The sequence below is a fragment of the Pseudomonas sp. R2-7-07 genome (assembly GCF_003852355.1).
Taxonomy (GTDB): Bacteria; Pseudomonadota; Gammaproteobacteria; order Pseudomonadales; family Pseudomonadaceae; genus Aquipseudomonas.
Map to the genome: position 1 here is coordinate 2100963 of NZ_CP027759.1, position 15424 is coordinate 2116386.

The 15424-nt window shown below is 61.4% G+C and carries 17 protein-coding genes; 7 read left to right on the forward strand and 10 right to left on the reverse strand.

What is annotated here, in order from left to right:
* Positions 1-14 precede the first annotated feature (14 nt).
* Genes C4J86_RS09695 through C4J86_RS09730 form a run of 8 tightly spaced genes read right to left on the reverse strand, consistent with a single transcriptional unit; the run spans position 15 to position 6171 of the window.
* The gene (locus tag C4J86_RS09695; protein ID WP_124370222.1) at positions 15-977 is read right to left on the reverse strand and encodes a metal ABC transporter solute-binding protein, Zn/Mn family; all 963 of its coding nucleotides are present in this window, start codon (positions 975-977) and stop codon (positions 15-17) included.
* Positions 977-1876 (reverse strand): metal ABC transporter permease, encoded by a 900-nt coding sequence (locus tag C4J86_RS09700; protein ID WP_124362049.1) that lies wholly within the window; start codon positions 1874-1876, stop codon positions 977-979. Before C4J86_RS09700 ends, C4J86_RS09695 begins: the two co-directional genes overlap by 1 nt.
* On the reverse strand, positions 1873-2616 hold the full coding sequence (locus C4J86_RS09705) for a metal ABC transporter ATP-binding protein (RefSeq protein WP_124370223.1): 744 nt from the start codon (positions 2614-2616) through the stop codon (positions 1873-1875). The genes C4J86_RS09700 and C4J86_RS09705 overlap by 4 nt, the downstream gene beginning before the upstream one ends.
* Entirely contained in the window at positions 2613-3533 is a 921-nt protein-coding gene (locus C4J86_RS09710) for a metal ABC transporter substrate-binding protein (protein ID WP_124370224.1), read from the reverse strand. The genes C4J86_RS09705 and C4J86_RS09710 overlap by 4 nt, the downstream gene beginning before the upstream one ends.
* A 19-nt stretch (positions 3534-3552) precedes the next feature.
* Positions 3553-4113: a DUF6162 family protein gene (locus tag C4J86_RS09715; RefSeq protein WP_124370225.1), complete on the reverse strand. Its 561-nt coding sequence runs from the start codon at positions 4111-4113 to the stop codon at positions 3553-3555.
* Positions 4110-4421: a hypothetical protein gene (locus C4J86_RS09720; protein ID WP_256658985.1), complete on the reverse strand. Its 312-nt coding sequence runs from the start codon at positions 4419-4421 to the stop codon at positions 4110-4112. Before C4J86_RS09720 ends, C4J86_RS09715 begins: the two co-directional genes overlap by 4 nt.
* 14 nt (positions 4422-4435) lie before the next feature.
* Positions 4436-4972 (reverse strand): thiamine pyrophosphate-binding protein, encoded by a 537-nt coding sequence (locus C4J86_RS09725; protein WP_124362054.1) that lies wholly within the window; start codon positions 4970-4972, stop codon positions 4436-4438.
* Entirely contained in the window at positions 4972-6171 is a 1200-nt protein-coding gene (locus C4J86_RS09730; protein WP_124370226.1) for a PepSY domain-containing protein, read from the reverse strand. Before C4J86_RS09730 ends, C4J86_RS09725 begins: the two co-directional genes overlap by 1 nt.
* Before the next feature lie 666 nt (positions 6172-6837).
* Between C4J86_RS09730 and C4J86_RS09735 the strand changes: the two genes are divergently transcribed.
* The 4 genes from C4J86_RS09735 to C4J86_RS09750 are packed head-to-tail and all read left to right on the forward strand — an operon-like array spanning position 6838 to position 11364.
* Positions 6838-7992, forward strand: a complete 1155-nt coding sequence (locus C4J86_RS09735; protein ID WP_124370227.1) for a KamA family radical SAM protein — start codon at positions 6838-6840, stop codon at positions 7990-7992.
* A 30-nt stretch (positions 7993-8022) separates the two neighbouring features.
* Positions 8023-9390 carry an acetyl-CoA carboxylase biotin carboxylase subunit family protein gene (locus C4J86_RS09740; protein WP_124370228.1) on the forward strand — a complete coding sequence of 456 codons (1368 nt, stop codon included), beginning with the start codon at positions 8023-8025 and terminating at the stop codon, positions 9388-9390.
* Positions 9391-9394: 4 nt separating this feature from the next.
* A complete protein-coding gene (locus C4J86_RS09745; RefSeq protein ID WP_124370229.1) occupies positions 9395-10120 on the forward strand; it encodes a 2OG-Fe dioxygenase family protein in 726 nt (241 codons plus the stop codon).
* A complete protein-coding gene (locus C4J86_RS09750; RefSeq protein WP_124370230.1) occupies positions 10117-11364 on the forward strand; it encodes an MFS transporter in 1248 nt (415 codons plus the stop codon). The genes C4J86_RS09745 and C4J86_RS09750 overlap by 4 nt, the downstream gene beginning before the upstream one ends.
* A gap of 47 nt (positions 11365-11411) precedes the next feature.
* On the opposite strand, the gene soxR is transcribed toward C4J86_RS09750, so the two are convergent.
* On the reverse strand, positions 11412-11852 hold the full coding sequence (gene soxR, locus C4J86_RS09755; protein ID WP_124370231.1) for a redox-sensitive transcriptional activator SoxR: 441 nt from the start codon (positions 11850-11852) through the stop codon (positions 11412-11414).
* Between the two features lie 99 nt (positions 11853-11951).
* Here soxR and C4J86_RS09760 point away from each other — a divergent pair, with 99 nt between their 5' ends.
* Complete coding sequence (locus C4J86_RS09760) at positions 11952-12317, forward strand: antibiotic biosynthesis monooxygenase (RefSeq protein WP_124370232.1); 366 nt, start codon at positions 11952-11954, stop codon at positions 12315-12317.
* Here C4J86_RS09760 and C4J86_RS09765 read toward each other — a convergent pair.
* Positions 12306-13409 carry a sigma-54-dependent Fis family transcriptional regulator gene (locus tag C4J86_RS09765; protein WP_124370233.1) on the reverse strand — a complete coding sequence of 368 codons (1104 nt, stop codon included), beginning with the start codon at positions 13407-13409 and terminating at the stop codon, positions 12306-12308. The two genes, C4J86_RS09760 and C4J86_RS09765, sit on opposite strands and share 12 nt — an antisense overlap.
* A gap of 339 nt (positions 13410-13748) precedes the next feature.
* Between C4J86_RS09765 and C4J86_RS09770 the strand changes: the two genes are divergently transcribed.
* A complete protein-coding gene (locus C4J86_RS09770; protein WP_124366498.1) occupies positions 13749-14018 on the forward strand; it encodes a hypothetical protein in 270 nt (89 codons plus the stop codon).
* A gap of 232 nt (positions 14019-14250) precedes the next feature.
* Entirely contained in the window at positions 14251-15411 is a 1161-nt protein-coding gene (locus tag C4J86_RS09775) for a cysteine desulfurase family protein (RefSeq protein ID WP_124370234.1), read from the forward strand.
* The last annotated feature ends 13 nt before the right edge of the window (positions 15412-15424 follow it).

Genomic DNA, 15424 nt, shown 5'->3' on the forward strand with positions numbered 1-15424 from the left:
GCTGGTCGAGGGGCTCAGGGCGTGAGTGCCTTGATCACCTGATCCACATTGGTTTGCAGCTCCGTCACCGGGTCGACACCGTCCACATTCAACACCAGCAGGGTGGCGCCGCCAGCCGTGACCGCCGTTTTCACCGCCTCACTCGGCTGGCGGTGGTGCAGCACTGTCGCCACATCATTGGTTTTCAACTGCGCACTGAGCTGTTGCAGCGCTTCAGGCGTCCAGTCCGCATCTGGCCGTGCATCGGTACTGACCAGTTCCAGGTTCAGGCTGCTGACCAGATAGGCAAAGTGATCGCTCAAACTGACCACACTCAGGTTATCGGCCTGGGCCAGGCGCGCCTCGCTGTCGGCGGCGAGCTTGAGCAGGCGCTGCTTGAGCGCGGCCAGGTTCGCGTCGATCTGCGGTTTGGCGCCCGGCGCCAGGCGGCTCAGGTCGGCCGCCAATACATCGGCCATGCGCCCCATGTTGTTGCCCGATTGCCACGGTTGGCTGTTCAAGCCATCGCTGACGCCCGGCTGTACGGCGATGCCCGGTAAGCCGCCATCCACCGGGCGCGCGGCGTCCACTTCGACAATGCGGATATTGCTGCGCCGCGCCACGGGGTAGAGCGGGTCGTCCGCCCACAGCGAGCGCAGACCGATGGCGGCATCGGCATCCTGGGCCAGTTGGCTCAGCGCTGGCGCACCGCGCCCGGTGAAGTACGAAACCTGCCGCGAACCGGGCAGGTTGGCGGGGGCGGCGCGTTCGAGCTGCACATCGGTGCCTTTGAGCAGCACTTGCGCGAGGCCGTAGGTGATCGGCAACGAGGCCAGCACCTTGACCGGTTTTACTGTGTTGGGCTTGGTCAGCGCGGCATGGCCAAGGCCATGGTTGGCGACGAAGTCCCTGGTTTGAAAGCCATCCACGACGGCGAACGCCGAGGTGCTGATCAGGCAAGCCATGGCCAGGGCCAGTGGGCGAAAGTCAGGGCGCATTATCCAAGATTCCCTTTGAGGCTGGGCACTGTACCGCGTGCGATCGCGGCGAGGGCGAAGGCGATACCGGCGACCAGGATGATTGCGGCGCCGGAAGGCACCGGCAGGTCGAAGATGATCGGCAGCAGGATGCCGCACAGGGTGCTGACGGTCGCAATCGCCACCGACACCCAGAAGAACCCTTTGAGCGACTGGCTCAGCAGCCGCGCCGCCGCCGCCGGAATCACCAGCAGCGCACCGACCAGGATGGCGCCGATCACCTTGACCGCCGCGACGGTGATCAGCGTCACCAGGATTACGAACAGATAGTCCAGGGTCTTCACCGCCACTCCGCGCACCGCCGCCAATTGCGGGTTGAAGCTGGCGAGCATGATGCGGTTGTACAGCGGCAACGCCAGGGCCATCACCAGCGAACCGACGACCGCCAGCACCAGCAGGTCGTTGCCGTTGACCGTCAGCACCGAACCGAACAGCACGTTTTCCAGAATGTGCACATTGATCTTGCCGGCCAGGATCAGCAGCAGGCTTGCGCCCAGCGCCAGGGACACCGACAGGAACACGCCGATCAGCGTATCCGGCGCCAGGCCGGTACGGTTGCGCAGGTAGTTGAGCAGGATGCCGAACAGCAGGCAGTAGCCGAACAGGCTGCCGTAGGGCCCGGTATAGGGTTCCCCCAGTAGAATGCCCACGGCCACGCCGGTCAGCGCAGCATGCCCGACCGCTTCGGAGAAAAACGCAAAGCGCTTGACCACCACCAGCGTGCCCAGCCCGCCCAGAACCGGGCCGATCAGCAGACCGGCGAGCAGGGCATTGACCACAAAGCCGTAGGCCAGTGCCTCGGGCAGATAACCGGCAGAGGCCCAGCCCTGGACCATCAGGCGAAACGCTTCATAACTCATTGCGCCAGGCTCCGAGGGTGGGTGGAGAACAGGGTCAGCAGGCGATCGGGGGTGAGCGCCTGTTTCGGCATGGCGTCGAACAGTACGCGGCGGTTCAAGCCGGTCACGCGGTCGGCCAGGCGCCCGACTGCCTCCAGGTCGTGCTCGATCCACAGCACGGTAATCCCGGCCAGTCGCCAGTCATTCAACAGCCGCTCGAACACCTGGATACCAGCCTCATCGAGGGCCGACATCGGTTCATCCAGCACCAGCAATTGCGGCGCCGGAATCAGCCCCTGAGCCAGCAATACCCGCTGGCGCTCACCGCCGGACAAGGCGCCCATGCGCCGCTTGCGCTTGTCCTGCATGCCGACCCGTTCCAGCGCCTCGCCAATCGCACCGGCGTAGTGCCGGGACAGGCCGAGAAACGCCGGTCGCCGCTGGCACATGGCGGCCATGAAATCATCCACGGTCATCGGCAAACCCCGATCGAATTCCAAAGCCTGGGGCACATATCCAATGGTGCCAGGGGTGCCCGGCCACTCCAGGCTCAAGCGGCCTTGGTGCGGCGTTTGCCCGAGCAGGGTCTTGATCAGCGAGCTTTTGCCGCCGCCATTCGGGCCGACCAACGCGTGAATGCTGCCGGGTCGTACCTGGAAGCTCACCCCATCGAGGATCACGGTGCGGCCCAGGGTCAGCGACACCTGGTTAAAATCGAGGGTCGGGCCACAGGCCAGGTTCAGCGGTTGCGCCGCCGTCATGTTCCCGACTCCTGGATCGCGCGGACCACGGTGTCGAGGTTGCCGGTCATTTCCACCTCATACTTTTGCGCGCTGTATTCACCGTAGGAAATATGCGACAGCGGATACAGCTTGACCCCGGATTCCCGTTGGATTGTGTCGACATAGGAAGACGGGAAATCCATTTCCGAGAAAATCACTTTCACGTCCAGGGCGCGCAGTTCATCGATGGTTTTCTTCAACTGGCTGGGGCTGGGCTCGATGCCGTGGGCCGGTTCGACCACGGCGGTGACTTCCAGGCCGAACTCGCGCAGCAGGTAGTCGTAGGCCGCGTGTACCGTGGCCACGCGCAGGTCCGGGTTGGGCGCACTGGTCAGCTTGGCCAGGGCATCGGCGCGCATCTGGCGCAGGCGTTTGCCGTAGGCGCGGGCGTTCTGGGTGTAGGTCTTGGCGTTGTCCGGGTCGAGCTTGCCCAGCTCGCGGGCGATGTTGTTGACCTGGGCAATCGACGCACTGATCGACAGGAACGTGTGCGGGTTGACCACCTTGCCCGCACCGCGCGCGGCATTGCCGGTGGCGGCCAGCAAGGGCACGTTGGCGTTGGCTTCTATCACCGGGATGTCCGGGCGCTCGCTGGTGGCGATCATGCGGTCGGCGAAGTCATCATGCCCCACGCCATTGAGCACGATCACGTCCAGGGTGCCGATGCGCTTGATGTCTTCGGCGCGCGGTTCGTAGGCATGGGGGTTGAACCCCGCCGGAATCAGTGGCACCACCTCGGCCTTGTCGCCGACGATGTTGGCCACGTAGCTGTAGTAAGGATGCAAGGTGATGCCGATGCGCAGGCGTTTACCCGCCTCGGCGTTCGCCAGGGGCGCGAGCACCAGGCTGAACAGGCCAACCAGCAACAGGCGCAACAGGGGAGATGAAATGGACATGGGCAATCGGTCTTCTCGTTCAGTGGCGGTGCTGGCGGGTCACGCCAGCATCGAATTGCGCGACCACTTGCCGCCAGCCGGCAGCAATCAGCGCCTGGTCAGTGAGGTCGGAGGGGGCAGCCAGGTCGTTGCCACGGTTGAGCCAGATATCCGGCTCGGCGCCGTGCACGCGCATCAACAGCGAACCGCTGGTGCCCGATGCCTGGCTCAAGCCCAGGTAGGCCGAGGGGGCGAGCAGCTGCCAGCGATGATCGCCACGGCTGACGGAACTGGCGTCCTGGGCAAACGGCGCAAAGCCCTCCTGGGCCAACTGGTCCGGTGTCGGCAGGGCGTTTTGCTCCTGCTGCAGCAAGTGGATTTCATCCAGGGTTACCCGCAGGTCGGCGTAGATGCCCTGTTCGGCGGCGCTCAGGTCGCGTCGGGCATCCAGTTGGTGGCTTGGCACCGCTGCGAGCTGCTGGGTCTCACTGTGCAAGGCCACCACCGTTCCCGACACCGCCAGGATGATCAGGCACAGCAACAGCACGTAAAGGGTTTCATGACCCGCGCCGGCCGGGCGCACTACCTGTACGGTACTCATGGCGCCTGGATATCCGCTTGGTCGATTTCCACCACGTGACCGGGGCCGGCATCGAACAGCACATAGAATTCGGCTGCGGGTTTCTTGAAGGTCAGGGTCGAATCCTCACCGAGCTTGCCCGGCACCAGGATGGTCTCGTCGTAGCCGATCACATCCAGGGTCACGCCCGGAGCGCCGCTGCCATCGGAGAACCCCCCTTTGCACTGGATCTGCTCGCCGGGGATTTCCTTGCATTCGCACATCGGGTTGTGGGCGAAGGCCACGTCAGTGAAGCCGGCGCTCAGCACTAGCACGCCAGCGGCGCGCATCAGGCGCTTGAACATCATGGTTTGACTCCTTGCTTGTTCAGCCAGGCAACAGTGGCGGGGGAGGCCTGGCTCAGTGGAATGGAACCCTGGTGCATGCTGCCGTCCCAGCCTTCCATGGTGACCCACAGTTCAGCGTCGACCGGCGTGCGTTCCGGCACCGGCAGGACGGCCCCCATGCGGTAGGGCGTGCCAAAGAAGATCACCCCGGCCGCCCGCAGGCTGCGCGGTTTGCCGATGCGCAGGTAAGTGGCCTTGACCTGCTCGGCGCAGGTGGCGCACAGGGCGGCGTTAAAGGTTTTCATCGGGCCGGCCGGGTCCGGGCGCGGGCCTTCGTTGCGAAATTCCGCGAGGGTCAGGCTCCAGGGGCCGACTTGAACGTCCCCGGCGACCCGCTCGCCGATGCCGGCATCGCCGCGAAACAGCGCGGCATCGGCAAAATACTTGGGCATGAACCCCAGCGGCACCAGCAACAGCAGGATGTTTATATGAAAACGCCACTTCAGCCAGCATGCGCGCAGCGGTGAAGAGGGTTTGGCCGCGACCTTGCTCATCAGTGCGTCTCCGAGGTTTCAGCCTGCAGGGCAGGGATGGGCACAGGCGGGCGCTGGGTCTTGGCCTCGCGTTTGAGGGCGTGGAGGGTGGCCAGGGCGGTGCGCTTGGTCCAGATCAGCAAGCCGCTCAGCACCATCATGCTCAGCACCAGGCCGAAGAAGGCCCAGATCAGCTTGATCCACAGGCCACCGAAGTCACCGGTGTGCAGCGGGCGCATGGACTCGGTGACGAACTCCAGCGTGGTGCGGTCGGACAGCAGGTGCGAGACCGCGATTTCACCGCTGTAGGGGTTCAGTTGCGCGGTCTGGAACATCAGCGGGTACCAGCCGCGCCCGCCGATCTGCAGGTGGCTGTAGGCATTGAGCGGCAGGAAGGCAAACGTGGCTTCCAGCCCGGGAATGCGCTGGGTGGCGATCTTGATCGCTTCGTCCAGGGCAATCATCGGGGCCGGCACGCCGGGGGCGGACAGCGGCACCTTCTCCCGCGCAATCACCGGCACGATGGGCTCGCTGGAGATGGAAATCTGATTGTCGGCCAGGGTCGCCTCGATCAGGAACCAGGTGCCGGTAATGGAAATGACGGCGATGAACCAGATCGACCAGATACCGCTCAGGCGGTGAAAGTCACCCCAGAAGATGCGCGCGCCGTGGCGGATGCGCAGGGTAGGGCGCAAAAAGCCTTTCCAGAAACGCTTGTACACCACAAGCCCAGTGATCAACGAGGCCAGCAAGGGCAGGCCGAGCGCCGACACCAGGTACCAGCCCCAGCTGTAGCCATTGGTGAACGGCACCAGCCACCAGCCGTGCAGGGCGCGGGTAAATTGCTTGAAGTCGAACGACGGGCTGATGCCCTGGATGGCGCCCGTGTAGGGGTTGGCATAGGCCTCGACGGAACGCCCGTCCGGGTAGCTGAGGCCGACGGTCAACGCGAAGTGTGATTCGTCGGGGCGGATGATCGAGCGCACGATGACCTGAGGCTCGTCGCGCTTGATGGCGGCGATTACCTGGTCGAAGCTCAGCGGCTGGGCATCATCCGACGGCTTGGTCGCACGGATATCCGGGTTGGCCAGCCAGACGATTTCCTGGCTGACCACCGCCAGGGTCCCGGTGACGCAGACGATCAGTACAAAGAACCAGATGGGCAGCGCCAGCCAGCTGTGTACCAGAAACCAGAGTTTTGAGCGTGACTTCTTCGACATGTGAATGAGGGTCTTGATCGGAGGGGCGATGGAAGCCCGGAAAAGGCCAGTCGTAGCTTTTGCTGACGCGACGGGCTGTATCTAAGTTAAGACGGATGAGAATGAGAAATCCCCAAGAAGGAAATGAAAGAAAATGTTTCAAGGACCCAAGGGCGTCGTATGCGCGGGCGATGGTCTTCGGTGATGGCGCCGAGGTTCATAGGGCATGCGAAGCGCAAACTGAAGGCTAAGTTGAATTCGCAGGAGTACGTAGTTGTATAAGTATAAAAATGCACCGGCAAACACCGGAAAATTATTTGTCAGTATTATTTAGATTTTAAATTAACCCATTTTAACCATGAGATACCCCTGTTTACAGGTAGATGAGCGCAGGGCTGGTATAAGTCGGAAAAAAAGCAAAGATATTGTATTGACGGCGTAGAGACCTTCCGCTTAAGTAGGTGTCGGCTTGGAAGTCAAATAACGCTAAAAGGAAGTTTATTACATGGCCGTATCAGTCGTTTATCCGCACCCTGGAATAATAAACTTATACCGTCCCCGCGCGGCTGATTGAGTCACCCCTTTTGATCGCGGCCCGTCGCCCGAGTCGATTGTCATTGTTGCGAATATCGCTGTTCCCGCCAGGGAAAGCGCGCATTCATATGCCTGAACAGAGAGTACGCACTCATGTCAATTTACGATCAAGACATTCATCGCTCAGTACAGTGGCAAGACTGGCGCTGGCAGCAGAAGAATGCGTTGCGTGATGAACCGACACTTCGCGATGCCTGCGGGGGGTGGGGCGAGGACACCACCGCGCATATCGAACACAACCTGCAAGGGCGCAAGATGCAGATCACGCCTTACTACATCGAGCTGATCAAGCGTTCTCTTACCACCGGCGCGGTTACGGACCACCCGCTATGGCGGCAAGTGGTGCCGTATTGGAGCGAGCAGATCGAGGGTGATTACGATGGCACTTCCGAAAATTGGGAGTTGGGCCATGAAATGAAGACGCCCATCTGCCAGCACAAGTACGACAATCGCGTCATCCTGCGCACCACCAATACCTGCAATGCCTATTGCCAGTTTTGCTTCGAAGCGCTGCGCACGCTGCAGGTGGGCACTGACAAGGCCAACGCCAGCAAGGATTCCTTCATGGAATCGGTCGAGTACATCCGCGCCAACCCGGCTATTGAAGAAGTGATTCTCAGCGGCGGCGACCCGTTGATGCTGGCCGACCGCAAGCTCGAAGAATACCTGGCCGCCCTGCGCGGGATCAGTGATGACTTGCTGATCCGTATTCACTCCCGGGCCCTGAGCTTCAACCCGTTTCGCGTGACCGATGAGTTGATCGCGATGCTGGAAAAGTACAAGGTCAATGCGTTCGGCGTGCACGTCTGCCATCCGCTCGAACTCAGCGCTGACTTTGCGGTGGCGGTCAAACGTATTCAGGGCGTGGTGCCGATCGTGTTTTCCAATATGCCGTTGTTGCGCGGCGTCAACGACGATGAAGCGACCCTGCATAAACTGTTTATCGATCTTTATCGTCTGGGCGTAAAACCGTATTACTTATATCACTTCATGCCGTTTTCACCCGGTGCGTCGGAATATAAGGCATCGATCAGCCAGGCCATCGCGATCATGGATCGCCTCAAACGGCGAGTGTCTAATATCGCCCTGCCTGAATATGTTCTACCGCACGCACAAGGCAAGTTCACGGTGCCGCTGTTGGACTTTGAAAAACCTGAGAATTTGCCGTACTTCGAAGTTCGCGATGGGCAGCGCCATTATCGTTTCCGTAACTGGGAAGGGCAGTGGTGCAGTTGGCAGGATGCCTGAATCAACGTATGGACTGAGGCGGTATAAGTGATGAAACAAGACGCCATTCTTTTTATTGATGTCGATGACAGTATTGCTGTCCGTTATAACTACCGAGAGCCGCATTTTGCGGTTGCACGCGCCCAGGGCCTGGTGTGCCTGACGGCGGGGGTGACTGGGCGCAGGCATCTGCAACGGCTCAGGGATGATAGTGATGCGGTGTTCCTGCTCGACGCACTCAACGAGGAGGCCATCCTCGACCTGGTTGGCCAGCTCGATGAGCAGTATCAGATTCGCGGAATTTTCTGCCAGGCCGGTCATCCGTCTGCGCAAGGTGAAGTCGGCTGCATCGTGGCACGGGCGTCCCGGCGCCTGGGCCTGGTGCACAGCAGTCCCGAGGCGATTGCCGCGTGCAACAACAAGTTCCTGATGCGCAGGGTATTGAAACAGCACGCCATTCGTTCCGTGCCGTTTGCGCTGTGCAATGACGAACAACAACTCCAGCAGAATGCCGAGCGGGTGGGTTACCCGCTGATCGCCAAACCGCCGTTTGGCGGGGCTTCGGCGTTTATCAAGAAGTGCGCCAATTGGGCCGAGCTGCGCAGCCACTACGTGCTGTTCGTCAGGGATCACGCTGGCGCCGCGTATGCGGATTTCTACGGCTGTGTGCACACCCTGCCGGAAGACGACGGCCAACGGCACGACTACATTCCCGGGCGCAGTCTGTTATTGGAGGGGTACATCCCCGGTATCGAAGGCAGTGTGGAATGTGTCGTGGCCGGCGAGCGTGTGCACCCGCTGCTGATCAACGAAAAGCTGCTGTTGACCGAGCGCAGTGGCACGGTCCTGGAAAACCTGCTGATTACCCCACCGACGTCCTTCACCGACAGCCAGTGCGCGCAGATCCGCGAGTACGCCGTGGCGTGCCTGCAGGCGGTCGGCCTGACCAACGCCGTGGTGCATTTCGAGTTCCGCATGACAGAGCAAGGGCCCGTGGTGATCGAGATCAACCCACGCGTGGGCGGGCTCTATGTGAACGCGGCGTTGCGTGACCTGGCCGGTATCGATCCCTACCAGGTGTATCTCTCATTGTTGACGGGCGGGCAGGGTGTCACTGCGCAGTTGGAGGCGGGGGCACGCAAGGTTGCCGAGGCCGGGCAGCATTACGCGATGCTAGCGATTTACCCGCAGCACAGCGGCCGGTTCGAGGGCATCGAAGGCATGGAGTACCTGGACCGTAACGCAGCGGTGCTGGAGTACGCCCAGCAGGAGCCGGGCCATATGATCGATGCGGACATCGAGGAGCACTATCTGCTCAAGTGCTGGGCCAAGGTCGACGACGCTGCCGACGCGCACGCGCTGCATGACGCGGTCAGTCAGCATCTGCGCGTTATCATCGACAACCCAGTGGCAGGCTAGCGATATGGACATCCCACGAATTAGCGCGCAGTTGCGCGAGCAGCATTACTGCCATCGCCGTGACTTTGGCGAATTGCTCAATGTCGAGCCCGCAGAAGAGCAAAGTTTCCGGGCCTACTGGGCCAACCTGGTGCGCGACGAGGCGTTCAAGGCGTACACCCATCGCGAACGGCGGATCCTGCGCTATCGTTTATCACCTTCACGGCAGTTGCAGATCGACAGGAGCACCGCGTTCAAGTCGCCGGTCACCTACGCCGTCAATTATCAACAGGGGGTGAACCACTTGAGCTATAGCGAGGAGGGCTTTATCGAGCATCCACTGATGCGCAAGCTGCTGGCCACCGACCTGGCAGTGATCGCACCGCACCTGGGCGAACAGAGCTACACCATCGACATCCACCAGTTCCGCGTGCGTGCGGATGCGCAAGCGAGCAGCCCCACCACGTCGGGGATTCATCAAGATGGCCTGGATTGGGTGTTCATGCATTTTATCGGCGAGCACAACACGGTGCCGGTGGTGTCGGAAGTGTTCACCGGTGAAGCAGAGCACAGTCGGGTGTTGAATGTGCCCATGGAGCACTTCCTGGAAACCCTCGTGGTCAACGACCGCAGGCTCTACCATCGCGCCGGGGATGTACGGCCGAAGGTCGATTCGACACCCGCGTGGCGCGATATGCTGTTGGTCAGCCTGCGCAGCGTGCCCGCCGATCAAGAGGCGCCGCCCGCATGAGCCTCGATCAACAGCTGTACCTGTCGACCCGCAACGCGCGGCTGATCATTTTTGCTCGCGGCGTTTCGGACTTTGGCGCCTTTCTCAACCTGGTGGCCCTGTCCACCTATGTCTACTGGCTCAGCCAGAGCGTGGTGTTCGTCAGCATCTTCCTGGCGTGCCGCGTCACCGGTGGCATTGTCGCCAGCCTGTTTGGCATCCCGTTTTTCCGGCGCTTTGCCGGGCGCGGCACGTTGGCGGGGCTGGACCTGGCGCGAGCGTTGTTGTTGACGCCGCTGTTGCTGCTGATTCCCACCCATCAACTCAGCCTGTTGCCGTTCATTGCCTTTGGTATCGGCCTATGCAATTCGCTGTTTGCCATTGGCCTCAACAGTCAGTTGCCCACCTGGGTTGCCCCTGAACAGCGGGTGAACACCAACGCCTGGATCACCTCGGCGGCCGCCACCGGCGCGGTGTTCGGCAGTCTGCTGTCGGGGTTGCTGATTGCCACCGGGGGATTCGAGGCGGTGTTCGCGATGAATATCGGCACCTATGTGATCGCCGCTTGCCTGGTGCTGCCATTGCGCGGGTTGTACTGCGTCGCCATCGCCGCCCATCGCGGGCTCTCGGCCGAATGGCGCGAGTTGACCAAGGGGCTGCGCGGCGCGCCGGTATTGGCCGCGATGTTGTTGATCAGCATGCTCGACACCCTTGGCAGCGCGGCGCATAACGTCGGTTGGCCGGTGCTGTCCCAGTACATTTCCCCGGACACGGCCAAAACGGTGATGGGGTATCTGCTGGCGGTCTGGGCCTGTGGCAAATTTATCGGGGCGCGTATTGCCAGTGCGCTGTTGAAAGGCCGTGGCACGCCGAGCATGGAACGCCTGTTCATGTTCGGCGTGGCGCTGATGTCCAGCGGCTTTATCCTGACGTTCCAGCAAACCGAATTGTGGTTGGCGTTGCTGTTGGTGGTGTGGGCGGGGTTGGGAGACGGGCTGTCTGAAGTGGCGTTGGTCTCGCGTGCGCAAAGTGAGCCGGATAGCCTGCGCCTGCCGCTGTTCAGTTTATTGACCCTGATTCAAATGGCGGGCTTCGGCGTGGGGATGCTGGTGGTCGGGCCGTTCTACCTGACGTGGACGCCGGCCCAGGTGATTGTGCTGTTCCATGGGCTACCGCTGACGGCGCTGGCGGTAATGACCCTGTGGCTGGGGTGCACGGCTTACCGACGCCGGCCGGACGTGTCGGGCACACCGCCCGCGCGTTGATAGCGATCGGTGGGAGGGGGTGAGCCCCTTCCCACCTGGGTAGTGCCTCAACTGGGTTCAAGCAACTGCGCTCCCGGCCCGCGCTCACCGAGTTGGTCACCCTGGTTGCGCAAAGGGCAGGCGTCCATCGACAAGCACCCGCAGCCGATACAGCCATTGAGCTTGTCGCGCAGTTGCACCAGCTTGTTGATCCGCTCATCCAGGTCTTCCCGCCAGCGTGCCGACAGGCGTGCCCAATCCTTGGCCGTCGGTGTGCGGCCTTCAGGTAATGCTTGCAGCGCCTCGCCGATGGTGGCCAACGGAATGCCCAGGCGTTGGGCGATCTTGATCACTACCACTCGCCGCAACACGTCACGCGGGTAGCGCCGTTGGTTACCGGCGTTGCGATTGCTTTTGATCAGCCCCTTGGTTTCGTAGAAATGCAGGGCCGTGACGGCGACGCCGCTACGGGCAGCCAATTGGCCAACGCTGAGTTCCTTGTTGAGCATAAAAACCCCGATTCATCACTTGACCTTGACTTAACTAGAGGTTTTACCCTGCCGAGCACTGGATCGCAAGATTCTGCCTACAGAGAAAGGGGAGTGTTCATGCAGGTATCAGAGAAGAATCGCAGCTTCACGCAATTGATCGAGTTTCAGATCGACCCCCGCCAGCAATCTGCCCTGGTCGCGGCCCTGACCGTCCAAAGCGAGCGACTGGCCGTGAACCATGGCGGCTTTTTGAGTGCGAGCGTGCAGGTCAGCGATGATGGGCGGCGGGTGCTCAACTGCCTGCAATGGCAATCCCGCGAGGATGGCGAGGCGGCGTTCCGGCGCTTCGAGCATGGCGGCGAAGACCTCTGGACGCTGATCCGGGCGCACCAGGCCAGGGCGGTGACCTTTGATTCGTTTCAGGTGCTGCGCAGTTTTGAGCGCAGCCATGACGACGCCTTGCACTGCCGCCTAAATGGATAGGTGCAGCATCCGCTCGCCCTGCAGGTTTTCCCCAGGTCGGCGCTTGTTGACCGCTAGCTCGCCGATTTTGATCAGGCGCGTGCGCGTGACGTTGCGGCTCAAGCCCAGCAGGCTGGCGGTGTGCACCTGGTTGTAATGGCTGAAGCGGTACGCGGCGCGTAACAGTGCATCCTCGACTTTTTCGTGCAGGGCGCCGGCCTGTTCCTCGAACAGCTTTTGAAAGGCGCGCGCCAGCAACGCTTCGGCGCTGTTGTCGGTGCCGTGCTGGCTGTCGTCCTGGCGCTCGATGCGCAGGTTCGACAGGCGCAGATCGTCGCGTTCGATCACGCTGTTGCGGCAGATCAGCAGGGTGTGGTGAATCACGTTTTCCAGCTCGCGGATATTGCCCGGCCAACTGTAGCTGCGCAGTTTTTGCTCGGCCTCACGGCTGATGGTGATCGGACCGTAGCCGAGGCGTTGGCTGTAGGCTTCGATGAAGTGACGGGTCAGTGGCAGGATATCGCCGGGACGCTCGCGCAGGGGGCTCAGCTCCAGGCTGACCACGTCGAGACGGTAGTAGAGATCTTCGCGGAAGTGCCCGGCATTGATGGCCTTTTCCAGTTGCACGTTGGTTGCCGCCAGTACCCGGACGTTGATCGGAATGCTCTTGCGCGAGCCCAGGCGCACCACTTCGCGCTCCTGCAGCACGCGCAGCAGCTTGACCTGAATGGCCATGGGCAGATCGCCGATTTCGTCGAGGAACAAGGTGCCGCCGTCCGCCTCTTCGAACCAGCCCGCCTTGGCGCTGAGGGCGCCGGTAAAGGCACCCTTTTCGTGGCCGAACAGCTCGGCTTCGACGAGGGATTCAGAGAACGCCCCGCAGTTCACCGCCACGAAGGGTCGGTTGCGCCGCGCGCTGAGGTTGTGGATATGCCGTGCCACCAGTTCTTTTCCGGTGCCGGTTTCGCCGATGATCAGCACGCTGGCTTCGCTGGGCGCCACTTGCTGGATATGGTCGAGCAGGGCCTGGGATTTCGGGTCTTCGAACACCTGAGCCGTGGCACGGATCGAGGTCGCGAGGGCAGGCGAGGGTGGGAGGGTCAACAGCTGCATGGGCACCTCTCTCAGGAATAGAACGTGGGAATCGGCAGGGCCGGGTTCAGCGCCCAGTCATGCAATGCGTGGAATTTGTAATCCAGCGGGCTTTGAGCAGTGCTGTGGCCTGCACGCTGGGGCGTGGGCGGGCAGCATTGCGGTGTTTATAGAGGGATTCTTATATTCCGTAAATTAATCGATTTACATATTTATAGATCTTAAAGGAATATATGGCTGTGCCTATTGAGACTGCTGCAACGGTTGATAGCCACTATCGAGGACGGTGATTTTTCCCTGGGCATGGGCGGGAGTAGCCTGTGTTCATTGACCCGACACCTCCTTCGCAGGGCTACCGCCATGAACCGTTCACTCGCCATCTCGCTGTTGCTTGTCACCGCTGTCCTCGCTGGATGTGCAACCCATCCGGCGCCTGAATTGCGTCCTTACACGGAACAGGAAACCAGACAGCTGGCGTTGGAAGCGCTGAGCCGCCGCGGATTGTCCTTCGATGACTATCAACAGCAGCGGGCGGCATTGACCGGCCAGCCACAAAAAACCTTTGGTTTTGATCACCAGGGCGAGATGAACGCCGAGCGCAACGTAGCCCTGAAGGATCGCCCCAGTTGAGCGGCGCTGTTGCGGTGAAGAACCCGAGTGTTCCCATAAGGAAACTCGGGTTTTTTGTTTTCCATGGCGTGACTTCAGCCTGTTAAGCTGAATTTCAGGAGCGTTCCTACGCACATTTTCATAAAGTGGTCCTTCTATAACGGCATCTGATCAGTTAAACCTGACGACCTCTGTTCTGTTCGATGCCCCCGCGACACTGTTCTCGGGAACACGCTCTGCGAGTTTTAACGCCATGAATAAACGTCCGTTGTATTTCGACTACGCCGCCACCACACCGGTGGATGAGCGGGTCATCCAGGTGATGGTTGAGTGTCTGGGTTTCAATGCCAATTTCGGTAACCCGGCGTCCAGTTCCCACGCGTTCGGCCAAGCGGCCCGGCAAACGGTCGAGCAGGCGCGTCACCAGGTGGCCGAACTGGTCGGCGCCCAGCCCGAGCAGATCGTCTGGACCTCCGGCGCCACCGAGTCCAACAACCTTGCACTTAAGGGCGTGGCCCAGGCGCGTGGCGTGGCGGGCGGGCATATCATCACCAGCCAGATCGAGCACAAGGCCACACTCGACACCGCGCGGCAATTGCAGGAAGCCGGTGTGGCGGTGACGTATCTGGTGCCTGATGCCGATGGCTTGATCAGTGTCGAGGCGGTCAGTGAGGCACTGCGTGAGGACACCTTTCTGGTGTCGCTGATGCTGGTCAATAACGAGCTGGGCACGTTGAACGACATCCCGGCCATCGGCGCACGGGTGCGTGAACAGGGCGCGTTGTTTCATGTGGACGCGGCGCAAGGGGCGGGCAAGGTGGCCATCGACCTGGCGCAGTGGCCGGTGGATTTGATGTCGTTTTCCGCGCACAAGCTTTACGGTCCGAAGGGCATAGGTGCGTTGTATGTAGGACCGCGTGCGCAGCAGAAGGTGTTGGCGCAGATTCATGGTGGCGGGCATGAGGGCGGCTTGCGTTCGGGTACCCTGGCCACTCACCAGATTGCGGGCATGGGCACGGCGTTCGCCCTGGCAGCAGCGTCTTTCGCCGAGGAGAAGGCACAGATCGTAGCCTTGCGTCAGCGTCTGCTGGATCAATTGGCGTCGATCGCGGGTGTGCGCCTCAACGGCAGCCCCACACAGCGAATCCCCCATACCCTTAGCCTTACGTTCAATGAAGGCGAGTTCAACGCGGCTGCGTTGAGTGCAGGAATTGCCTTTTCGGCGACTTCAGCATGCAATTCGGCCAGCAACGCGCCGTCCCATGTGCTACTGGCCCTCGGGCATGACGCTCGCAGCGCCGGCCGTACCATTCGCCTGAGCCTGGGCCGGTTTACCACCGAGCGGGATATCGACGAAGCGGTACAACTGATCAAGTCGGCACTGGCCAGCGCACCGGCGTTCTGGGCCGTCTGAAACTTCATTCGCA